The 20576-nt window shown below is 70.3% G+C and carries 22 protein-coding genes; 7 read left to right on the forward strand and 15 right to left on the reverse strand.

The features are described 5' to 3' along the window. Positions 1 to 6: 6 nt before the first annotated feature. The 9 genes from ACZ7G3_RS23165 to ACZ7G3_RS23205 all read right to left on the reverse strand — a co-directional run bounded on the left by ACZ7G3_RS23165 (position 7) and on the right by ACZ7G3_RS23205 (position 5819). The gene (locus ACZ7G3_RS23165; RefSeq protein ID WP_470928014.1) at positions 7 to 246 is read right to left on the reverse strand and encodes an excisionase family DNA-binding protein; all 240 of its coding nucleotides are present in this window, start codon (positions 244 to 246) and stop codon (positions 7 to 9) included. After that, positions 239 to 1543 (reverse strand): replication initiator, encoded by a 1305-nt coding sequence (locus ACZ7G3_RS23170; RefSeq protein ID WP_470928016.1) that lies wholly within the window; start codon positions 1541 to 1543, stop codon positions 239 to 241. The genes ACZ7G3_RS23165 and ACZ7G3_RS23170 overlap by 8 nt, the downstream gene beginning before the upstream one ends. Positions 1544 to 1711: 168 nt before the next feature. Next, positions 1712 to 1945 carry a SpdD protein gene (locus ACZ7G3_RS23175; protein ID WP_470928146.1) on the reverse strand — a complete coding sequence of 78 codons (234 nt, stop codon included), beginning with the start codon at positions 1943 to 1945 and terminating at the stop codon, positions 1712 to 1714. Between the two features lie 25 nt (positions 1946 to 1970). Further along, positions 1971 to 2165 carry a hypothetical protein gene (locus tag ACZ7G3_RS23180; RefSeq protein WP_470928017.1) on the reverse strand — a complete coding sequence of 65 codons (195 nt, stop codon included), beginning with the start codon at positions 2163 to 2165 and terminating at the stop codon, positions 1971 to 1973. Between the two features lie 15 nt (positions 2166 to 2180). After that, positions 2181 to 2372: a mobile element transfer protein gene (locus tag ACZ7G3_RS23185; protein WP_470928019.1), complete on the reverse strand. Its 192-nt coding sequence runs from the start codon at positions 2370 to 2372 to the stop codon at positions 2181 to 2183. 12 nt (positions 2373 to 2384) lie between these two features. Continuing rightward, complete coding sequence (locus ACZ7G3_RS23190) at positions 2385 to 3059, reverse strand: DUF2637 domain-containing protein (protein ID WP_470928020.1); 675 nt, start codon at positions 3057 to 3059, stop codon at positions 2385 to 2387. An 85-nt stretch (positions 3060 to 3144) separates the two neighbouring features. Further along, complete coding sequence (locus tag ACZ7G3_RS23195) at positions 3145 to 4521, reverse strand: FtsK/SpoIIIE domain-containing protein (RefSeq protein WP_470928021.1); 1377 nt, start codon at positions 4519 to 4521, stop codon at positions 3145 to 3147. After that, a complete protein-coding gene (locus tag ACZ7G3_RS23200; RefSeq protein ID WP_470928022.1) occupies positions 4521 to 4877 on the reverse strand; it encodes an SCO3933 family regulatory protein in 357 nt (118 codons plus the stop codon). The genes ACZ7G3_RS23195 and ACZ7G3_RS23200 overlap by 1 nt, the downstream gene beginning before the upstream one ends. 156 nt (positions 4878 to 5033) lie before the next feature. Continuing rightward, a complete protein-coding gene (locus tag ACZ7G3_RS23205) occupies positions 5034 to 5819 on the reverse strand; it encodes a GntR family transcriptional regulator (protein WP_470928024.1) in 786 nt (261 codons plus the stop codon). Between the two features lie 108 nt (positions 5820 to 5927). Between ACZ7G3_RS23205 and ACZ7G3_RS23210 the strand changes: the two genes are divergently transcribed. The 4 genes from ACZ7G3_RS23210 (at position 5928) to ACZ7G3_RS23225 (ending at position 9076) form a co-directional block, all read left to right on the forward strand. Further along, positions 5928 to 6335 (forward strand): NUDIX hydrolase, encoded by a 408-nt coding sequence (locus ACZ7G3_RS23210; protein WP_190011612.1) that lies wholly within the window; start codon positions 5928 to 5930, stop codon positions 6333 to 6335. 46 nt (positions 6336 to 6381) lie between these two features. Then, complete coding sequence (locus tag ACZ7G3_RS23215; protein WP_470928026.1) at positions 6382 to 6810, forward strand: ATP-binding protein; 429 nt, start codon at positions 6382 to 6384, stop codon at positions 6808 to 6810. After that, entirely contained in the window at positions 6804 to 7190 is a 387-nt protein-coding gene (locus ACZ7G3_RS23220; RefSeq protein ID WP_470928028.1) for a hypothetical protein, read from the forward strand. Before ACZ7G3_RS23215 ends, ACZ7G3_RS23220 begins: the two co-directional genes overlap by 7 nt. Before the next feature lie 476 nt (positions 7191 to 7666). Next, positions 7667 to 9076: a Fic family protein gene (locus ACZ7G3_RS23225; protein ID WP_470928030.1), complete on the forward strand. Its 1410-nt coding sequence runs from the start codon at positions 7667 to 7669 to the stop codon at positions 9074 to 9076. A gap of 2545 nt (positions 9077 to 11621) precedes the next feature. Here ACZ7G3_RS23225 and ACZ7G3_RS23230 read toward each other — a convergent pair. From ACZ7G3_RS23230 to ACZ7G3_RS23255, 6 genes are all read right to left on the reverse strand, one after another. Beyond that, positions 11622 to 11858: a hypothetical protein gene (locus ACZ7G3_RS23230; RefSeq protein WP_470928032.1), complete on the reverse strand. Its 237-nt coding sequence runs from the start codon at positions 11856 to 11858 to the stop codon at positions 11622 to 11624. 580 nt (positions 11859 to 12438) lie between these two features. Next, the gene (locus ACZ7G3_RS23235) at positions 12439 to 14253 is read right to left on the reverse strand and encodes a copper resistance CopC/CopD family protein (protein WP_470928034.1); all 1815 of its coding nucleotides are present in this window, start codon (positions 14251 to 14253) and stop codon (positions 12439 to 12441) included. A 324-nt stretch (positions 14254 to 14577) separates the two neighbouring features. Beyond that, a complete protein-coding gene (locus ACZ7G3_RS23240) occupies positions 14578 to 15396 on the reverse strand; it encodes an SDR family NAD(P)-dependent oxidoreductase (protein ID WP_470928036.1) in 819 nt (272 codons plus the stop codon). After that, positions 15393 to 15884 (reverse strand): cupin domain-containing protein, encoded by a 492-nt coding sequence (locus tag ACZ7G3_RS23245; protein ID WP_470928038.1) that lies wholly within the window; start codon positions 15882 to 15884, stop codon positions 15393 to 15395. Before ACZ7G3_RS23245 ends, ACZ7G3_RS23240 begins: the two co-directional genes overlap by 4 nt. Next, positions 15881 to 16513 carry a GNAT family N-acetyltransferase gene (locus ACZ7G3_RS23250; protein WP_470928040.1) on the reverse strand — a complete coding sequence of 211 codons (633 nt, stop codon included), beginning with the start codon at positions 16511 to 16513 and terminating at the stop codon, positions 15881 to 15883. Before ACZ7G3_RS23250 ends, ACZ7G3_RS23245 begins: the two co-directional genes overlap by 4 nt. Continuing rightward, a complete protein-coding gene (locus ACZ7G3_RS23255; protein ID WP_470928042.1) occupies positions 16506 to 18602 on the reverse strand; it encodes a penicillin acylase family protein in 2097 nt (698 codons plus the stop codon). The genes ACZ7G3_RS23250 and ACZ7G3_RS23255 overlap by 8 nt, the downstream gene beginning before the upstream one ends. Positions 18603 to 18684: 82 nt before the next feature. Here ACZ7G3_RS23255 and ACZ7G3_RS23260 point away from each other — a divergent pair, with 82 nt between their 5' ends. From ACZ7G3_RS23260 to ACZ7G3_RS23270, 3 genes are all read left to right on the forward strand, one after another. Then, positions 18685 to 19413, forward strand: coding sequence for a siderophore-interacting protein (locus ACZ7G3_RS23260; RefSeq protein WP_470928044.1), 729 nt, complete (start codon positions 18685 to 18687; stop codon positions 19411 to 19413). 24 nt (positions 19414 to 19437) lie between these two features. After that, positions 19438 to 20031, forward strand: coding sequence for an HhH-GPD-type base excision DNA repair protein (locus ACZ7G3_RS23265; RefSeq protein WP_470928046.1), 594 nt, complete (start codon positions 19438 to 19440; stop codon positions 20029 to 20031). A gap of 214 nt (positions 20032 to 20245) precedes the next feature. Beyond that, positions 20246 to 20542, forward strand: coding sequence for a type II toxin-antitoxin system VapB family antitoxin (locus ACZ7G3_RS23270; protein WP_003999914.1), 297 nt, complete (start codon positions 20246 to 20248; stop codon positions 20540 to 20542). Positions 20543 to 20576 lie beyond the last annotated feature (34 nt).

The raw sequence follows: 20576 nt of genomic DNA on the forward strand, positions 1-20576 counted from the left end.
TCCCTCTCAGGCCGCGACAGCGGGACGGTGGCGGAGCTTCGCCACGTAGGCGGGCAGGGCATCAGCCGGGACCCGGCGCAGCCGGCCGACGGTCACCGACTCGATCTCTCCGGCCAGGACGAGCCGGAAGCAGGTCGTACGCCCGATGCGGAGCCGCCGGGCCGCTTCTTCAACGGTCAGCAGCACCAAGGACGGGTCGGCCGCCTCAAGGACGGTGACCGTTGCGGTGGTGGCGGACTCAGCCACGGGTGGGTTCTCCTTCCGTGCCGGGTGCGGGGGCGAGGGACTCGGTGAGCCAGGCTTCGGTGTCGGTGAGGCCGGTGCCGGCGTAGACCCAGTGGGCGAGGACGAGAGTGGTCGTCTCCGGGCCGTCCTCGTGCGCGGCTGCTGCTGCGGCTTGGGCGCGGCGCCATGCGGCGCGGGCGTCGCGGAGGGCGCCGAGGGTGGTGGAGTAGCGGCGGGACTTGGTGGAGAAGTGGCCGCGGAAGCCGAGCATGTGGGCCCAGGCGCGCAGGCGGAGGTGTTCGAGGTCTTTACGGCCGCCGAGAGTCCAGGCTGCGCGGATCAGGTGGCGGGCGTGGTCGGTGATGTCGAGCTGGGCGAGTTCGGCGAGGAACTTCAGCGGGCGGTCCAGGGCGCCGGTCGCGGTTTCGGCGCCCTTGGTGGCGTACTTGGCGATGTACGCGGCCACGGCGCGTTCGGTCAGCTCCTGGCCGTCGTTGAAGTCGGCTGAGCGGATGGTGCGGACGTCGAGCTGTCGTCCGAAGGCGAAGGTGTGGGCCCGGCCGTCGATGGTGGGGCCGTCGACGCGGGTGGCGGTGGTGGCGGCGCGGATGGCGTCGATGAGCAGTTCGGCGGTGGCCCAGGCCGGGGGCGGGGTGTCGCCGCCTTCGGGGCCGTCGATGCGGATCACGGCGTGGAAGTGGACCGCGCCGCGCTTCTGATACTCGGCGACCTTGGCGAAGGACACCCGCGCGTGTTCGCGGAAGTCGCGTTGGGTCAGGCCGGCGCGCTTGGCGAGCTCCCGGCGCAGGTAGATGGAGAAGCGCCGCCACAGGAGGCCGGCGTGTGCGTTCCACAACACGGCCGTCTCGTAGTCGTAGGTGTCCGGGTCAAGGGCGGTGCCGAGGGCGGGGTCGTCGAGGTCGTGGAGGGTGCCGCAGCGGCAAGGGCGGACGGTGCGGGCCGGGCCGGTGGGGCGGTTGTGGACGGGGCCGAAGCCGGGGGCGGTGAAGGTGGCGAAGACGCGGGGGTGTGCGGCGACGTGTTCGGGGACGCCCTTGCCGCCGCGCAGGCCGGAGGTGATCAGGTGGAAGGTGTCGCGGCGGTAGACCTCCGCGCAGGCCGGGCAGCGGGTGGTGCGGCGGTTGTTGCAGCGCACCAGGAGGTGACCGGCGGGGAGGGTGGTGGAGTGGAGGTGGTGGAGGCGGTTGCCGATCTCGCCGGTGCGGGTGTTCACGGCGTACTCGGTGCGGTGGCCGTCGAGGCGGATCGGGTGGGTGCAGCCGCCCAGACCGGAGAGCTGGCGCATGAGGGCGGGCATGGTGCCGAGGGCGACCAGTTCGCCGAGTTCGGCGAGCGGGGGCGGGGTGGTGCGGGTGATGATGGGAGTTCTCCTTCTGGCTTCGGTCAGGAGGGACAGGGCCCCCGGGGCGGCGGATGCTTGGCGGTGTCGGTCCGCTCCGGGGGTCTGGTGTCGGTCGGTGGTGTGTCAGCGGCGGTGCTGGTCGCGGAGCAGCGAGCGCAGGACGACAGCGGCGACGGCCACGGAGACGGCCGCGACGGCGACGGCGGTCAGGACGACGCCGCCGACGAGAACGGCCGCGACCGCTCCGGTGCTGACGGATATCCGAGGTGTCGGCCGCCGCTCGGGGAGGGCGCCCGTCGCGGTATGGGTGTGTGCGGGCAGCGGCGTCGGGGTCTCGGGGTACTGGGGCAGGAACACGGCGGATCTCTCCTTGCCTACTCGTCTAGTCATGTGAGCCGTTGATGATGTCCACGCCGGAGCGCGTACCGGATTCGATGGCCGGGGCCATGAAGGTGTGCGAGAGCCAGAAGCCGAACAGGGCGATGACGACGACGATCCAGGTACGGACGCCGAGGAACTTGACCGCTCCCCAGGCGAAGAGGCCGAGGACGAAGACGAGCGGCAGGCTGACGGTCACGGGTGCGGAGTCCTTTCAGCGGACGGGGCAGCAGTGGGTGCGGGCGGCCAGCTCGGCGGCGGCGCGGCTGTCGTAGTCGGCGGAGAAGCCGCAGCGCGGGGCCGTGCAGGCGGCGGTGTGCTTCTCGCGGCCGCGACCGTCGTAGAACGTGCCGACCTGGACGGGGCCGATGCGGGTGACGGAGCGGAAGCGGCGGTTGGGGCTCATGTCGGTCTCCTCTCAGAGTTGGGCGGCGATGGCGTCGGCCAGGGGCGGCGGGACGCCGAGGCGGGCGCGCAGCGTCGGGGTATCGATGGCTGTGCCGGTGCGGGTGTGGTGCTCGGTGGCGACTTTGCGGGCGTGTTCGAGCAGGGCGGCCGGGACGGGTATGGCCGACGGAGCCGGCACGTTCGGGGTCGGATCGGTGACCGGTGGGGCGGGGAGTCGCGGTACGGGGGCGAGGGCGGGCTCTTGGTCAGCGGTCGTGCCGGGGTGCGCCTCGGTCTCTTCGTCGTGTTCCTCGACGAGGTCGAGGTCGAGGTCGTGCGGTGTCGGTGTCGAGTGGGCGAGGAGGGTTCCGCCGAGGAAGGCGACGGCGGGCCAGCCCGCGACGAGGATGCGGAGCCAGGCCGATACGTCGTCCAAGTCGAGGAGGCCGGCGGTGGCGACGTTGGCGCCCAGCGAGGCGGCGAGCGCGATCACGAACCAGCACCATCCCGCGGCTTTCGCGTCACCGGAGCGCAGGCGACGCCAGGCGGCGACGAGCAGCAGGTCGACCGAGACGGGATAGGCCCACGCCTTCCAGCCGTCCTGTCCGGCCGCGAGGGCGATGTCGTGCAGGTGGGCGAAGGACAGCGCGGCAGCGATGACCGCTTGGACGAGCACCGCGTCGACGCGGGCCAGCAGGGCGCGCATGCTGCGGCTCCTTCCGGTTTCGGGCATGGGAGGGGTAGGGACGCGGCGTGAGGCGGTCACGCCGACCGGGTGGGGAGGGGGTGGCTCAGGTCACCGGGCGGGGCCGGGGGACCGGGGCCGCCGGGGACGTGGTCGGCGGTGCGAGCGCGATGGGCTGGAAGGGCTTGAGCGCGGGCAGGTCGGGGACCAGGTGGGCCGAGGCGTGACAGGTCGCGGCGGCGTCGGCGAGGGAGAGGTACGGCGTACGGATGCGGGACCAGCCGCCGGAGGTGTCACCGGCCACGGCGAGACCGGGCCGCTCGGGAGCGATGGTGCAGGCGGCGGAGACCGCTTCGGGGGCGATGTCGCCGAGGGCCATCTTGGCGGATGCCTCGTCGTTGACGCGGTGGCAGACGCGGCCGGTGAGCTGGGCGCGGAGCATGGTGGCGCCCTTGCCGAGTTCGGCGCCGAAGCGCTGCCCGCAGACCTCCAGGTAGATGCCGGCGGCGCGGCCGAGCTGGGCGAGGCGGATGAGCTGGGTGACCATCTCGTCGCGCCGGTCCTCGTCCTTCCTGCTCGCGACGAGGAAGAGTTCGGCCACCTCGTCGATAAAGAGGACGACGGGAACGGGGCGTTCGTGCTCGGGCAGGCCCCAGATGTCAGAGGTGATGTCCTCGTACCGGGTGCCGGGGGCGATGCCCTGTTGGGCCTTGATCAGGTCGTAGCGGTCCTCCATCTCCTGGATGAGCACGGGCAGCAGAGCGGCGGCCTGTGCGGGGTCAGTGGCGAGTGCGGACAGGCGGGCGGCGAAGGGGGCCAGTTCGACGCCGCGTTTGCAGTCGATGCCGACCAGGGCGACGGGCTGAGGGGCGAGTCCGGCGATGAGGTGGCGCAGGTACATGGACTTGCCCGAGAGGGTGGCGCCGAGGGTGAGGCCGTGCGGGACGGTCCGGTAGTCGCGTACGAACACGGTGGCGTCCTCCCGCAGCGCCACCGGTATTCGCAGCGGACCAGCCGCGGTCTTGCGCGGCATCCGTACCCGCTTGAGTACGTCGAAGCCGACGAGTCGCAGGTCGACCACGCCCGGCTTGACCGTGGTGACGTAGACGGCGTGGACGCCCCAGGCGTGCCGCAGCCGTTCGGCGGAGGCGGCCACGTCGGCGGGTTCCTGCCCGGGGGCGAGACGCAGGCGCAGCCGCAGGCCGGTCGTGGTCGGGCGGATGAGGCCCCGGCGGGGAGGGACGGGCCGGACCTCCCGGCGGGTGGTGGCCTTGACCGCCAGGACCCGCAGCCGGGACGGCGCCACGGTCAGGCCGCACGCCTCCATGACCGAGCCGTACGAGCCGAGCAGCCGGGCCGTGGATATCGGCAGGCCGACCGTGGACCAGTAGACGCCGGGGTGACGGGCCCGGGTGTAGGCGGCCCCACCGCCGAGTGCGGCGACGGGACCACCCACCTCCAGGAGGGTTGCCAGGTCGGTCATCAGGCCGTGGCCCCCATCGCGGCCGGGAAGGCGGCCGGGGTGACGGCGGCGGCGCGGTAGGCGATGCCGTGGCGCTGCTGCCCGTTGAACACCGACTCCCACGGGCGGGCGGCCAGGCCGGGCAGCGAGACGGGTGCCCCGAGGCTGAGCCCCTCGGACACCCCGCTCTCCGGAACGGTCACCTTGATCAGGGACGACTCCCCGTCCTCGATGTAGACGACGCCGAGGGTCATCAGAGCCTCCCCGCTGACGGCGTCCTTCGCGATCTCTCCGGTCTGCCGGTCGCGGACCTTGGGCTCGGGCGCCTCGGTCAGCAGGATCGTCGCGGCCGAGGTCTCCACGCGGATGGTGCGCAAGGCTTCTTCCTATCTACTCGTCTAGGCAAGTTGCAGCCTGTGTGCCCGAGTTCGCCGGACACGTTGACCACCTTGCCACACAACTTGCCCACTCGTCTATACGAGTATGCGTGCTGAGGTGTACGAGTCCGGGGAAGTGGCCTCGCGCACCATCGGTCAGGTCGCCGGGAGTTGGTAGGAGAGGACGTACGCGTCTGCCGCCATCACCGTGTCGCAGACCTCCACGGCCCGCTTCTCGGTGTCGTAGGCGGTGCGGATCAGGTGGATCACGGGGACGCCGGAAGCCAGTTGAAGCGTCTTGACCTCGGAAGGGGAGGGCATCCGGGCACGGATCTCCTCCTCGAAGTGGTCCAGGCGGTGGCCGAGTTCTTCGAGGCGGGCATAGATGCCGCCGGGACCGGGATTCGGTTCGGCGATGGGGGTGCCGCGGGCGATGTCGAGCGGGAGGTACGAGGTGGCGAACTCGACCGGCCGGCCGTCGAGGAGGTAACGGCGCCGACGGGCGAGGACACGGCGCACCGAGCCGAGCCGCGCGGAAATGTCCTGACTCGCCTTCTCCTCCTTGACCTCCAGGCTGTCCACCTTGGGGTGACTGCCGGCGGCGTCGGCCTCCACGATGAACGCGGACTTGCCCTGCTCGCGGTGGCGCCGGGCGAACCGGTCGGAGGCCAGGCGCCGGACGGGCGGCCGGGGGCGGACGAAGACGCCCTTGCCGTGCTCGGCGTGGACCAGGCCCTCGCCCTGGAGGATGGAGAAGGAGTTCCGAACCGTCATCCGGGAAACGCCGTAATGCTCGACCAGCTCGGCTTCCGACGGAAGCTTCTCCCCCTCTCCGAATCGCCCACGGTCGATGGCGTCGCGCAGCTGGTCGGCGATCTGCCGGAACACCGCACGATCGCTCGTGGGGTCCAGCCCCCCGAGGATGCTCGGTAGAGACGTCACGACGTACTCCTTTAGGTATCTAGACGAGTGGGCGAGTGTTGTTGCTACGGTGGGCAGCCTAGTCAGCCGAGAGGGCCGAGGAACGTGAGCACAGAACGCCCGCACTCCGTGAGCGTCGCCGGGGTCGTCGTCGACGACCAGGGCCGTGCCCTCTTGATCAAGCGCCGTGACAACGGCCACTGGGAGCCCCCGGGCGGCGTCCTCGAACGTGAGGAAACCATCCCCGAGGCCCTGCAACGCGAAGTCCTCGAAGAGACCGGCCTCAAGATCGCGCTTCCCGCGACCCTGACCGGCGTCTACAAGAACATGACCGGCCTGATCGTCTCCCTCGTCTTCCGCTGCGAGGCGGCCGACGGCACCCTGACCACCGGGGACGAGACGCGCGCACTGCGTTGGGCCACCCGCGAAGAAGTCATCGAACTCGCCGACGAGGCATACGCGATACGCGTCCTGGACGCACTCGACGCGGCGTCCCCGCCGGCCGTCCGCGCCCACGACGGCGTGAAACTCGTCTAGCCCGAACCCGCTGCACATGGCGGCCTACCAGCATGAAGGAACTTGTATGCACGAGTATACGAGTAGGGCACGGGTCTGGGGGCTCAGTTGCCCAGGTTTCCCGGAAGAGGTGAGCAGGGCCCGCCGCTGGACACGGGACATCCTGCGCGGCTCCCCCGTGGCGGAAGACGCCGAACTGATCGTGAGCGAGCTCAGCGCGAACGCGGTCCTGCACACGGCGAGCGGCCGGCCAGGGGGCGGCTTCTACCTGGCGGTGGCGGTCTCCGCACGGATCGTCGCGCTGTCCGTCACGGACGCCGGCGGCACGGACACCGCGCCCGCAGTCGAGCACCAGGACCAGGAGGCCGAGCACGGCAGGGGACTGGGCATGGTCAGCCTCATCGCGGACCGGGTGGCCGTGCACAGCAACGCGGACGGCCACACCGTGACCGCCCACCTCTTCGCCGACGCCAAACGCGGAACTCACCCATGCTGACGGACGCGCCCACCCGCGGCTTCTGGTGTGAGTGCTGGACCGAGGACCTTGAGGACCCGGAGAAGCGGCCGGCCTTACGGGCATCGTTCGATGCCTACTCCGCACACCAGGCGGACAGATGGGTAGCGGTTGCGCTCCGCACCCTCACTCCGGCCCTGGACGCGAACGCCTTCGAGGAGGCGTGGACGTGGCTCTACGAGGACCGCGCCGACACCCGCCGGGCCCTGCTCCATGAGGAACCGTGCACGATCACCGTCACCCAGGCCGGCATCCGCATCACCTGGACGATCCGCCCAGTCATCTTCCTGCCGCTCGCACACCGACTACGGCAGGAACTACCAGCCTGCATCGACGACTTGACGCCCCACACGACCGACTGAGTTACAACCTTCTCTACTGGTTCAAGGCGGCTCGCTCCGCTCACCGCGCGCGGCCCGGCCCCCGGCCGGGCCTGCGCTTGCCTCCGCCCCGCTCCAGCCCGGCCGGCGGCCGTACCGCGCACAGCAATCAGCCGCCTAATGCCAGAGAATGGGTACGTCGTGGCTGGGGCGGTCGGCTCCGCGGCTTTACGGAGCCACTTTGGCGCGAGCCTCGAAGATCATGGCCCCAACGTCGTGCTTTACCGGGCAGGTCCACAGACTGCCCGACGCGCCGCAAGCTTACGGGGCCATAATCACTCGCGCCAAAGCAGCTCCACCCCAAAGCCGCTCCGCCGACCTTTCGTGATCAACCAGGCAGTACCTCCATCAAAGCCGCCCACACCTCGTTCTGCCGACGTTTCGTTGAATCTCTGCCATTCCGCCCCCTTCATCAGTATCATCTGACTGGCGATCAGACAGCGTCAGGGGGCGTAATCGTGGAAATTTTTGACCTGCACGGCATTTCCCTGGATTCCTCAGCGAAGCAGCTGGAAGAAGAAGTCAGCGGAGAACTTGAGTCGCTCCTCAACCTCGGTGAATTCTCGCCCGAGGTGCAGGAAGAAATTGCCCGCAGTTTTCTTCCCGATCGAATTAGCGACACTCTCAACATCGAGGGCGTACGAGTAAATGCGCGCCTGACGCGTGCCGTACTCGATGGGCTTGCAGTTTCAGAGTCGGACCGCTACTCCGAACAGGAGATCCTGAATGTAAGCGAAGCGAACGAATTGATTGAAAGCGAGGCAAGGGCACAGGCAACACTTACCGTCGACCTGATTAAGGAGGTGCATCGAAGGGTTGAGAAGAACTTGATTCAAGAAGCTGGGTCTTTTCGCCTAGCTGACGTTTCGATCACGGGAGCAAATCATCGCCCCCCATCGTGGGCGGATGTCCCAGATCTTGTTCGCGCTGTATGTGATCAATATGTCGCGGGCGGGAATAGCGACCTAACTCGTGCCGCTTGGCTGCACGCTACGACTGCCAAGATTCATCCATTCATGGATGGAAACGGGCGCACGGCCCGCATGCTGCAGGACTTCTCGCTCGTACGTTCAGGCCTTCTCCCTATTGGTATCCCAATTAGTCGACGAGGTGAGTATTACGATGCACTAGAGGTTGCCGACGAGGGAAACTTCGGACCTCTGGTATCAATCATGGCAAGTGCCGAACTTGCAGCCCTGGATAAGGCGAGAAGAATTGCGCGGGCACCTCAAGAGCGTCGCGAGCGAATTCGCCGCCTAGTCAAGGCTGCCGGGAAAACGACGCGTCAAACCGAGTACAACATTTACGAAGTCTGGCGTCGCAGGCTTGAAGGATTTATTACAGAATTCACCAAGTGGCTGGACGAACTAAACGAAGAGTCTTCCGATTTCACCTTCCGATATCGCACCTATGAAGCGAAATCATTCGAGAAGTGGAAGGAGATCCGGGACCGAGGCTGGGCGCACGGCACGTGGGAACTGACAGTTGATGTCGTCGTCAGAGGGAAAGTCATCTGCAAGTTTCTCTTCTACTCGAAGAGGCATCAGCTGAATTGGACAACAGATCCCGATAACAGCCTTCGAGATGAGGTTGGGCTCTTTATTTCATCAGTGAGCGACCCTGATGAGAGATTCTCTTTCAATCAGTTCTCTGATCCATACATCTCACTGCGCGAGGTACTACCTTGCAAGGACGGGATTATGGTTTATAGACATCCCGATGTGGCCCTTGAAACTGAAGAATCCCCTGGGGTGACTGTCGTCTCGCAAAGCGACCTATGGGAAGGGCAGACAGTAGTGTCACCGGGTGACGTCATCGAAGAGTTCATCCAACAGGTACTCCTGAAGCTGGGTCTCATCGACCTGTGACTGTGAGAGCTGTCTATCTGTTGTGACTGGGTAGACAGCTCCACAAGCTGTGCCAGAACCGTGCCAGATCCTGCGGGGAACCACGTGGAACACCGGAGACCGCGCCTATGACCGGTCAGTAACCGTCGCCGCTTCACCACAGGTCAGCAGAGCAATCAGTCCTAGATCACCTTAGCTTCCCAAGCTGATGCTCCGGCCTCTCGTGAGCAGTTACCCCGGTCGGCCCCCTGCCCGCGCAAGCTCTGCCAGACTCCCTTCATGGGGCATTGCGCTGGGGTGACACGGCAGGGGCGAGCGTGCGGAAACCCTGCCGGATGGAACGGCTACTGCCATCTGCACGGTGGTGGAGGTCGACGAAGCCGAAGTCCACGTGCCTCTACTCCTCCCCGACTTCCGCGCATGCCGGCGCGTCCGGAACCACAGCCGCAACGCAGGCGCAGAGGTTGGTTCTGGTGGTTGAGGTGGCTCTTCATGGGGTGGTTCGAGGCGCTGCGTAACGCGGTAAGCCGACGCTCATGACGGTGCTGGCTGGGCCGTCCGAGGCTGCTCGGCAGCGACCAATGACGACCAACGACGATCACCAGGCGCACGGGCCCACCGCTCCTGACCAGCAAAAACGCAGATCAGCAAGATCCGCGGCAAGACCCAGGGAAGAAGAAGTACCTTTCCGATCAAGGCATGAACCTGCGCCTATAGCGCCAGATGCTGTAAACCCATCGCATGGATGGTGGACTTGGCGCAGCGGCCGTGCGCGCCGCCGGCAGCGCCGCGAGCGCGGCTATGTCTCGGTATCGCCCCGTTGGAGTGCCTCGGATCGGTAGCGCAGAAGATCGAGTCCAGGCGTACAGGCGCTACTTAGACGCCGTGGCTCAGCTCATCGCCTCAGGCCTGTACTTGGGCGGGCTTCAGCGCGCATGCGAAGAAGAGACCGACCTGGATCGTGCAGCCACTTTGGAACGACGTTTGGACGAACTGGGGTTGCGAGGGCGCTACCTAGAAGCCCAGACGGAGATACGTGCCGCTTTGATGGGCATGCGTCTCTGTGCTCCGCCCCGCGTGTTGGACGCGGCCGACGCGCTCCTCAGCGCCATTGGCTCTCCCAACGATCACGATGAATCAGACACGAAGTACTTCAACGCTCTCGGTAATCATGAAGCGCACTTCTTGGACGTCGCGCGCGCTGATCTTGCGTACGGACCAAGATGGTGGCAGTTCCTACGTAAGCGCCGCGAACGTCAGCATCGAGCAGTAGCCCAGCGCCGAGCTCTATTCGACCTGGCACGGGAAGCCGTCATGAGAGAAGACATGGGCACTCCGCAAGTGGAGCAAGCGGAGAGTCGCCCCAGCAGTGGATGAAGCACTAGGCGCCGGTTCGGCTGCGGTCCAGCACCGAAGTGCAACAACCCCAGCCTCGTACCCAACGTCGGCCACCCTCTTGACTATCCCCCCGCTTCTGTCTCCAAGGACCGACTTCCGTAGCCACGGATCAGAAGGCTTTTGACATCCACGGCTGACATCAACGACGCCGGACGGGGGCGTACACCAGCACCCTTGTCTGGCCCTGGCATCAGCCGACGGCCGCAGCCCGAGCGGGCCCAGATCGAACTCCTAATGCGGGGGTCACGACAGAAGGCCGAGCAGCGCAGAGAGCCCTGCTCCTCAACTACAGCAGCAGGGCTCGACCCGTCACGGTGGCGCACGACCCGTGCGTCTAGGAGTCACCGGCGCCTCCGCTCAAACACCCGCAAGATGCGTTCGGAGAGGAGACGTGCGTCTCGCCTTCGCGCGGGCCTGCGCGACCACACAGCTGGCAGGAAGATCGCAGCTAGCACGATCAGTGGCAGGCTCAGAAGGGAGACGGTGATCCACCAGGGAGCGGCTACGATCGACGCTGATGCAGTTCCTGCGCCCAGCGTGATCAGCAGCCCGCGGGTCACGGGCCGGGGGTGCTGGCCATCGCACATAGTCCTTTCGGTCAGACCGGAGTTGGCGGTCTCCAGTTCGGGGCGGTCATGGCTCCACGCCGTGGCGGGGCGACGCGAGTGGAGAGGCCAGGGACCCATAGTCATGTCTGCGAGTTCCGGACGACGGCTTGGCCTCGCCCCCGGCCGGTAACTCGTTTCTGGACATGCCGTTTGGTATAGGCACTTCCAATGCAAAATCCTGCGCGATGGCTCAAGACGAGTAGGCCAGGTCTTGGCAGCTGTTACAGAGTTGTGAAGCCTCAACGAGGCAGATTCCTACGCTGGCACCTAGCGGGGCGACGGTCTCGTGACGTGAGCGTCGTTATGTGCTGTGTCCGAGAGGTTGCACCACAACCGCACCAGATCGAGCGGGGAACAGCGGGGACTCACGGTGAGAGCCGCCGAGTCCAGTGAGCCAGTCGTCCGCCGTTCGCCCAGGTCAGCGGCCGGCCAGCCCCGAGTGATCGCAGCTTCCCAAGCTGATGGCTCCGGATGTCCGCGCCTTGCTGCGACCAGATGCGTGGAGACATGACAGAGGCCCTCCCGGAGATCTCGCGTCGGAAGGGCCCCTCCGTCAGTCGTCAGAGGCCTCGGTCTCGGTTCCAGCGGCTCACGTGCATCGCATAGAAGACGTTGCCGATGCCCGCGGTGAGCATGAGCAGCCAGAAGTGGGCCCACAGCGACTGACGCCGACGCCTCAGGCCTACTCCGCCGATAACAGTTGCGGCAGACGCTGTCGCGGAACTGCTGTTGTTGATGATGATCGTCGGCGGCTGCCCATACGTCTGAGCCGGCTGCTGATCCTGCGGTGTCGCCATGCTGCGTCGACTCCTCGGTGAGCTGAGTGTGCAAGAGCGAGACGCACCATAGGGCGCCCCTGCTCGTCACCGATGTCGAACCAGTTGAACGTCACCCGGTCGGGGCACCATGCCTCCGTCCGTCTCAGTTTCCGTCTCATTCAGCCCCGTTCATGGCCGTTCAGGCGAGTCCCGGAGCCGCCCCCGCACCGGCCGCCGGCCGCCCATGAACCCAGGTGAACGCCCCTGCACTCAACCCAAGCCCTCACCAACACAGTTGGAAAGCGTGTTGGGGGCAACCCCTCACGAGTTCGAATCTCGTATCCTCCGCCAGTGCCTCACCGGGCACGATGTCGAAGGGCCCCACCGTTCGCGGTGGGGCCCTTCGACGTGTCCACGCCACAGCGTTGGGTGCGGCAAGCGCCGGCTCGAGGGTGATGGGGCTCACGCCGTGTGGTCGCGGTTCCCGGGCGGGATCGTCGAGCGGCGACCGGCCGCCCGCATGCGCCGGTGGCAGACGCTGCCCGCGCCGAAGCGCCGGGCAGTATTGAGAACGTGGTGCCCGGCACCTCTGCGCGGTGCGGTGCGGTGCGCCGACTCGCTACCGCTCGATCCGTATCCGCCGCGTCTCGCTCACCTGGTCGGTCTCCGACACCCGGACCGTCGTCCTCATCGTCCAGGTGCCGGGGAGGGGCAGGGTGAGGGAGTTGGCGCTCCAGTAACCACCCCGGTCGACGAGTTCCGCGGTGATCGGGCCGACCGTGCGGTCGGGCAGCGTGAAGGAGAGGCGCAGTTCGGGTACGGCGGCCAGGCTGCCGTCGGGGCCGAAGACCACGGCCTGCACCGCGTTGTCGCCGGTGCGGCCGGGGTCCAGGGTGATCTGGACCGTGCCCCGGCCGGAGGTGCCGATGTCGAAGGGGACGGTGGTGACGGAGGCGGGCAGCACCCCGCCCGCCGGTACGGCCCGTGCCGCCTCGTCCGCGGCCCTGCCCGGCGGGGTGCCGGTGAGCACGGTCGTGATCGCCAGGACGACGGCCGCGACGACGGCCTCCACCACGACGGGTCGGCGCAGCCCTCGGTGGCGGGCGGCCACGTCGGTGGGCGGTTCCGGCTCGGACGGCTCCGGTTCGGACGGTTGTGGCTCGGACGGTTCCGACGCCCGGGCCGGTGGTCCGCCCGCCGGCTCCGGTGTCCGCTCACGTACGTGCGCGCGTACGGCCGTGTCCGCAAGCGCCCCCGCCGTCACCCACGCGGTCGTCCACCGTCGCGAGACCGCCGCCGCGGCCAGCAGTACGGCCACCCCGGCCAGCTTGGCGAGCAGCAGCCTGCCGTACGTCGTCTCGGTGAGCGCCGGCCAGGAGCCGAGGCCGCGCCAGGACTGATAGACGCCGGTGACGGCCAGGACACTCACGGAGGCGAAGGCGGTCCGGGAGAAGCGTGCGACCGTGGCGGCGTCCGGGGAGGAGCGGAGGGTGGTGAGCAGGGCCACGAGACCGCCGAGCCATACCGCCGTGGCCAGCAGGTGCAGTACGGAGGACGCCATCGCGACGGGCACCTGGATCCCGGCGGACGCGTGCTCGGCGGCGGACCAGGTCAGGGCGAGGCCGACGGCCGACGCGGTGCCCGCCGCGGTGGCGAGGGGGGTGCGCTGCCGGTGTCGGTCGCCGCGGGTCACGCCGACGAGGAAGAGCCCGGCCGGCACCAGCAGCGCCAGTCTGACCAGCAGCAGCACACCGGGCCGGGTCGCCACCGTGTCGCCGAGGGCGGCGACGTCCAGGGCCGCCGACGGCCCCGCCCCCGCCTCGTACGGGGCGCGCAGCACCAGCAGGGCGACGGTGGCGCCCAGCAGGGTCCACCAGCCCGCCGGCAGGAGCCGGCGCAGCGGGGCGGGGTCCGGCGGGCGGCACAGGGCGACGAAGGCGGCGGTGCCGATGAGCAGGGCGGCGGCGAGGTAGGAGAGGTAGCGGGCGATCTTGTGGAGGGTGGCGGTGAGCGGGTCCTCGGTGGGACCGGTGTCCACGGAGGCGGTCTTCGTGGAGGGCTTGCCGACCGAGAAGGTGAAGGCGCCGGAGACGGGGTGGCTGTCGGCCGACACCACCCGCCAGGCCACGGTGTAGGTGCCCTCGCCGAGCTCGCCCGTCAGCGCGACGCGGGCCGTGTCGGAACGTCCGCCGGCGCGCCCGGCCTCCCCCGTGCGTACCCGGCGGCCGCCGGGGTCGAGGACGCGGAAGGAGTCGTCGCGCAGGCCGACGGACTCGGTGAAGGTCAGGGTGACGTGGCGGGGGGCGCGCTGGAGGACGCTGCCGTCGCCGGGGTCGGTGGAGCGGAGGGCGGCGTGGGCGGACGCCGGTCCCGCGCCTCCGAGGACGAGGCCGAGGACGAGGCCGAGCAGGACCAGCACGGTGCCCAGCAGCACCGGCCCCTGGGCTCCCCGTCGGCCCCGTCCGTTTCCACGGCCCCCTCGCCCCCGGCCTTCAGTGCGCGCACCGTCACCACACCTCACGTCGCATCTCCGTCGTCGGGGCCCACTGCCTCGGGGATACGTACGGACGCGGGCGCCACCCCGCTCACCGGAGACGCCCCGGGGACACACCGGAGACGCACCGGAGCCGACGGGGACGCACCGGAGCCGACCGGGGACGGCACCGGAGACGCACCAGAACCGACCGGAGACGCGCCGTAGAAGCACCCGGGACACCCCGGAGACGCGCCGGGACTCACCCGATGCCGGACCGGGCCCTCACCACGACGGGCGTGCCGTCACCCCGCCGTCCACCACGAGGTCGTGGCCGGTGACCCAGGACGCCAGCCGCGACGCCAGGAACACGCACGCGTCGCCCACGTCCTCCGGGCGCCCGAGCCGTCCCGTGGGCGCCGCCTCACGCCACCGCCGTACGCCCTCCGGCCAGGCCCGCGTGAGCCCGTCCCGGTCGATGAGGCCGGGCGAGACGGTGTTGACCCTGACTCCCCACGGGCCGTACTCCAGCGCCGCGGAACGGGCGTGTGCCACGACCGCCGCCTTGGAGGCGCCGTAGTGCGCGTGGGCGGGTGCGGGGGCGCCCGCCTCGATCGAGGCGATGTGGGTGACCGTGCCGCCGTCGTCCTGGGCCCGCATGATCCGGGCGGCGGCCTGCGTGCACGCGAAGACGCCGGTGAGGTTGGTGTCCACCACCGTCCGCCACTCGGCGGCCGTCATGCCGGGCAGGTCCCGCAGCGGCTGCACGCCCGCGTTGTTGACCAGTGCCGTCAGCCGTGCCCCGGTGCCACCGCCTCCACCGCCTCCACCGCGTCTCCCGCTTCCCCCGCGTCCCCCGCCCCAGTCGGCGGCCTGTTCCACCAGGCGCCGGCAGGCGTCCTCGTCGGTGAGGTCGGCCCGCAGGACCGTGGCCCGCCCGCCCCGCTCCCGGATCCGCGCGGCGACGTCCCGCGCCGCCTCCACCGCCGTACGGCAGTGCACCGCGACCGCCGCGCCCTCCTCGGCGAACCGCAGGGCGATGCCCCGTCCGATGCCGCCGCCCGCGCCGGTGACCAGGGCGACCTGGCCGTCGAGGAGGTTCATGGCCGGCACAGTTCCACGATGCGCTCGGCCGCCGACGGGTACCGCGCCGTCAGGTCGGCCGCGTCACCGTGCTCGTAGTCCCCGTAGGTGAATCCGGGCGCCATCGTGCACCCGAAGAGCGACCACGCGCCGCCCGCCGCCACCGTGCCGCCCATCCAGGTTCCGGCGGGGACGGTGAACTGCACGTGCTGCCCGCCCAGGACGTCCGGTCCCAGCACGGCCGTACGGGCGCCGCCGTCGGGTGGGAGCAGCAGCAGTTCCAGCGGATCGCCGAGGTAGAAGTGCCAGACCTCGTCGGTGGGCAGGCGGTGCAGGGCGGAGAAGTCACCCGGACGGGCGGTCAGCAGGGCCACGATGGCCGAGCCGGCAGGGCGTCCGTCCGGGCGCTCGGAGCCGGCCCAGGTACGCCGGAACAGGCCGCCCTCGCGCGGGATGGGCTCCAGCGCGTAGTGCGCGATCAGGTCCTCGGCGGTCGGCGGGGAGGTCACCCCGGGAACGCTACCTCCCGGCGGAGGAACGCGAGTTGCGCCTTCTTCTCCGGCAGGTACACGTCCGGCAGGTCGATCTCCGGCAGGACGACCGCCGGTCCGGGGGTGAAACCCTGTTTGAGGAAGCGGGCGATGGCCTTCTCGTTGCCGACGTCCGGGTCGACCACGATCCGCTTCCGGCCCAGCCCCAGCAGCACGTACGCCATGAGGGCCCCCGCCAGCGCGGCGGTCCAGCCGGGCCGCGCGCCCTCGGTGCCGGCGGGGGCGAGCAGCAGGTGGACGCCGATGTCGCCGGGTTCGGCGTCGTAGCACTCGCTCACCCGGTCGGCCTCGGGGTCGTAGGTCTGGAACACGGCGACGGGCGCGTCGTCCTTCACCACCAGGAAGGCGTGGTGGGTGTCGAGCGCGTCCATGTGGGCGTAGATCCCGGCGACCTGGTCCCGCGTGAGGCCGTTCATGCCCCAGAAGGCGGCCCGCTCCTCGCTCACCCAGCCGTGGATCACGGCGGCGTCGGCGGCGGCGTCGAGGGGGAGGACGCGGACGGTGCCGAAGCCGTCGAGTTCCTGCTCGTGGACGGGGACGCGGGAGGCGTACGGGGAAGGGGGCGCGGGCGTGTGCGGGTCAGTCATCGGTTTCCTTCGTGAGCCGGGCGAAGTCGGTGATCACCGGGGCGAGTTCGCCGTCGAGCCAGAGCTGCTGCTGGTCGCGGTGGTGGGGCGTGCCGGGGACGCCCCGGGCGCCGTGGGGCACCACCCAGCCGCTGTCCTGGCGGTCGGCCAGGTCCCAGACGTAGCGGGCGGCGGGGCCGCGGGCGGCGCGGTCGGTGAGGCCGGGGACGGCGGAGGTGCACAGCACGCAGTCGTGGTCGCCGGACAGGCCGGGTTCCTCCTCGGGGGAGGTGTCCGGCAGCGCCCGCCAGGGGGCGAGGCGGTGGGTGTCGCCCCAGGTGCCCGCGGGCGGACGCGCGGCCACCTCCTCCAGCGCCGCGCGGACGGCCCCGGCGCGGTCGATGCCGTACAGGTCCTCGGCGCGCAGCAGGTGCTCGAGGGCGTAGCCGACGCGCGGCACGAGCGCGAGCCACGGCAGCAGCACCTCGGGGTAGGCGGGTGGCACGGACGCCGCTGCGAGGACCGGGTGCGCCGCCAGCCGGCGTACGACCGCTCCGCGTACGGCCGCGTACGCCGCCGCGTCGGTGCTGCCGGCGTCCATGCGCCGGTCCCAGGCGAGGAGGCGGTCGCGCAGGGCGCCGGCCTCGGAGGTCAGGGCGTCCAGGGTGGCCAGGTGGTCCAGGAGGGGGGCGGCCGAGGCGAGGTGGGTGTCCGTGTGGACCGCGGGCATGCAGGCGGCCGACCAGTGTTCCTTCCCGGCGAGCAGGGCGGTGATGCGGTCGGCGCGGTGCGGCGGGGCGAACTCGACGCCGAGCGGGGTGGCCGGGCCGCGCTGGTTGGCCATCACGGCGACGCCGTCGGTGAGTCCGGCGCGGGGCGGGGTGTGCCAGCCGGTCCACTCGTGGCCGCCTTCCCAGGCGGGCACCGGGCGCAGGCCGTTGGCCGTGGACCGGGTCGGCACGCGTCCCGCGACCCGGTGCAGCAGACCGCCCTCGGTGTCGGCGGCCTGCACGACGTTGACCGGCTCGGCCCACGCGTCCAGGGCCCGGTCCACGTCGGCGACCCGGCGGGCCCGCAGCAGCGGCAGCAGGGCGCCGAAGCCGAGGTCGGCGGTGACCCGGGGCGGGTAGCGCAGGCTGAGGGCCGTGGGGGTGCCGTCGTCGAGGCCCTCGGGTCCGCCGGCGATGACCGGGCCCCGGTCGGTCTCGATGACCTCGACCTCCACGTCGTCCTCCCCCGCGACCCGGATCGTCTCCGTGTGCCGGGCGGCGCGGTGCCAGGTGCCGTCGGGGCCGAGCGCCTCGACGCCGGCGCCGGTGCGGCGCAGCCGCTCCCGGTACAGGTCCTGGTAGTCGGCCATGGCGTTGGTGATGGCCCAGGCGACGGTGCCGGTGTGGCCGAAGTGGGCGATGCCCGGGACGCCGGGCACGGCGAGGCCGACGACGTCGAACTCCGGGCAGGACAGGTGGATCTGCTGGTAGACGCCGGGGTCCTCGATGAAGCGGTGCGGGTCGCCGGCGATGACCGCGTGGCCGGTCACGGTCCGTTCGCCGCTCACCAGCCAGCCGTTGCTGCCGGCGGTGCCGGGTCCGTCGGCGGCGAAGAGGGCGACGGCGTCCGGGCCGAGGTGCGCGGTGATGTGCTCGCGCCAGAGCTTGGCGGGGAAGCCGGCGAAGAGGATGTGTGCGGCGAGCCAGATGCCGAGCGGGGTCCAGGGCTCCCAGCGGCCGGGGGCGAGGCCGATGCGCGCGAACTCGGGGGCGGGCCCGCCGCCTCCGGACCCCTCGGCCGGCCCTTCGGCCAGCCCTTCGTTCACACCGTCGACGTACGCCCGGACCCAGGCGGCCGTCTCCGGGTCCTTGTCCTCCAGCGCGGTGAAGCAGCGGCGGGCGGTGTCCGCGAGCCGGGCCCGCCGGGCGAGCCGGTCCCAGGACAGTGCCGCGGGCCCCAGGAAGGACGCGGAGGTGCCCTGCGCGCGGTGCCGCTCGACCTCCAGCTGCCAGGCCCGGTCACGGGCGGTCACCCGGCCCTGGGCCCGGGCGAGTTCGCCCGCGCTGTCCGCGCGCAGGTGCGGGATCCCCCAGGCGTCGCGGTATGTCTCGGCGCTCACCCCTGTGCCTCTACTTTCCTTTAGGTTAGGCTCACCTAAGTCAATCGTCGTGGGCGAATAGTACGCGAAGGGTGAAGAAACGATGGGGCAGGGGCGGGGCTGGGAGGGCGCGGTCCTCAGACTGATGCGTGCCAAGGACTTCGAGTTCACCGTGACGGACGCCGAGGACGTGACACCGCACTACCGGCGGCTGCGGCTGACCGACGGCGGCATGCTGGCGGCGACCGGCGTCCACCCGACGATGTGGGTGCGGCTGTGGTTCGAGAACGCGGGCAAGCCGCACCAGCGGGCGTACACACTGGTCGACCCCGACCCCGCGACGGGCACCTTCGCCATGGAGTTCGCCCTGCACGAGGGGTGCGCGAGCGACTGGGCCCGGGCGGCCAAACCGGGTGACACCGTCGAGGCGACGGTCCAGGGCACCGGCTTCGACGTCCCCCAGCCGCTCCCCTCCCGGCTCTTCGCGGTCGCGGACCCCGCGTCCCTGCCCGCCCTCAACTCCCTCCTCGACGCGCTGGGGCCGGTCCCCGCGACGATCTGGTTCGAGGGCGGCGGCACGGACGACGGCCTGCCCTTCCGCACCGACCCCGACCGCCACGAGGTCCGCACGGTCCCGCGCCGCGACGCCGGCGCCCACCTGGTCGCACAGGTGAAGGAGGCCCTGCCGGAGCTGCTGGCGTCCACCCCCGAGCCGTACGTCTGGATCGCCTGCGACACGGCGACGACCCGGGCGCTGGCCTCGTACGCCCGCAAGGAACTGGGGCTGCCCAAACAGCGGGTGAACGCGCTGGGGTACTGGCGCGCGACCTGAGCCCGCGCGCGCGATCATCGGGGCATGGACGTCACACTTCACCTCGCCCAGGACCCCGAGGCCGACGAGCTCCTCGGCCGCAGCCCGCTCGCCGCGCTGGTCGGCATGCTGCTCGACCAGCAAGTCCCCATGGAGTGGGCGTTCAAGGGCCCGTCGACCATCGCCCGGCGCATGGGCGCGGAGGACCTCGACGCGCACGACATCGCGGCCTACGACCCCGAGGCGTTCGCCGCCCTGCTCTCCGACAAGCCGGCGGTGCACCGCTACCCCGGCTCGATGGCGGGACGCGTCCAGCAGCTGTGCCGGTACCTCGTCGACACCTACGACGGTGACGCCGAGGCCGTCTGGCGCGGCGTCGGCACCGGCGGGGAACTCCTGAAGCGGCTCCAGGAACTGCCGGGCTTCGGCAGGCAGAAGGCCCAGATCTTCCTCGCCCTGCTCGGCAAGCAGCTCGGCGTCCAGCCGGAGGGCTGGCGGGAGGCCGCCGGCGCCTACGGCGAACCCAAGTCCTTCCGGTCCGTCGCCGACATCACCGGGCCGGAGTCGCTGACCAAGGTCCGCGCCCACAAACAGGAGATGAAAGCCGCGGCGAAGGCCGCGAAGGCCTCCGGCAAGTAGCCGGACGGGGCCCGGAACCCCGAGCCCGAACCCCGAGCCCGAACGCCGGGCCTGGGATCCACCGGCCCGAGGCGGCCCGTCACCCACTTCGGCCCCCCGGCCCCCGGCCCCTCGTCCCCTGGTTCCTGTTTGCCCCTGTTTGCGGCGTCTTTTCCAGCGCCGCACTCCGGCGCCGTGGCTGCGCCCGCGACGTCTTGGCCGGTAGGCTTTCCGTGTGATCTTCAAGCGCATCGGAAACGGCCGGCCGTACCCCGACCACGGCCGGGAGAGCACCCGGCAGTGGGCGGACGTCGCGCCGCGCCCGGTCCGCCTCGATCAGCTCGTGACGACCAAGGGCCAACTCGACCTGGAGACCCTCCTCGCCGAGGACTCCACCTTCTACGGCGACCTCTTCGCGCACGTCGTGAAGTGGCAGGGCGACCTGTATCTCGAGGACGGCCTGCACCGCGCGGTGCGCGCGGCGCTCCAGCAGCGCCAGGTACTGCACGCCCGGGTCCTCGAACTCGACTGACCGGGGCCGGGATCGGGACCGGGGCGCCCGTGCC

It is taken from the genome of Streptomyces sp. NPDC037271 (assembly GCF_055603605.1).

Bases quoted from the DNA above. Each gene is read 5' to 3' on its own strand.
- ACZ7G3_RS23190 (WP_470928020.1), bottom strand. From the start codon at position 3,059: ATGCGCGCCCTGCTGGCCCGCGTCGACGCGGTGCTCGTCCAAGCGGTC.
- ACZ7G3_RS23240 (WP_470928036.1), bottom strand. From the start codon at position 15,396: ATGAACCTCCTCGACGGCCAGGTCGCCCTGGTCACCGGCGCGGGCGGC.
- ACZ7G3_RS23260 (WP_470928044.1), top strand. From the start codon at position 18,685: ATGGGGCAGGGGCGGGGCTGGGAGGGCGCGGTCCTCAGACTGATGCGT.
- ACZ7G3_RS23230 (WP_470928032.1), bottom strand. From the start codon at position 11,858: ATGGCGACACCGCAGGATCAGCAGCCGGCTCAGACGTATGGGCAGCCG.
- ACZ7G3_RS23185 (WP_470928019.1), bottom strand. From the start codon at position 2,372: ATGAGCCCCAACCGCCGCTTCCGCTCCGTCACCCGCATCGGCCCCGTC.
- ACZ7G3_RS23215 (WP_470928026.1), top strand. From the start codon at position 6,382: ATGCACGAGTATACGAGTAGGGCACGGGTCTGGGGGCTCAGTTGCCCA.
- ACZ7G3_RS23250 (WP_470928040.1), bottom strand. From the start codon at position 16,513: ATGACTGACCCGCACACGCCCGCGCCCCCTTCCCCGTACGCCTCCCGC.
- ACZ7G3_RS23220 (WP_470928028.1), top strand. From the start codon at position 6,804: ATGCTGACGGACGCGCCCACCCGCGGCTTCTGGTGTGAGTGCTGGACC.
- ACZ7G3_RS23265 (WP_470928046.1), top strand. From the start codon at position 19,438: ATGGACGTCACACTTCACCTCGCCCAGGACCCCGAGGCCGACGAGCTC.
- ACZ7G3_RS23170 (WP_470928016.1), bottom strand. From the start codon at position 1,543: ATGCCCGCCCTCATGCGCCAGCTCTCCGGTCTGGGCGGCTGCACCCAC.
- ACZ7G3_RS23195 (WP_470928021.1), bottom strand. From the start codon at position 4,521: ATGACCGACCTGGCAACCCTCCTGGAGGTGGGTGGTCCCGTCGCCGCA.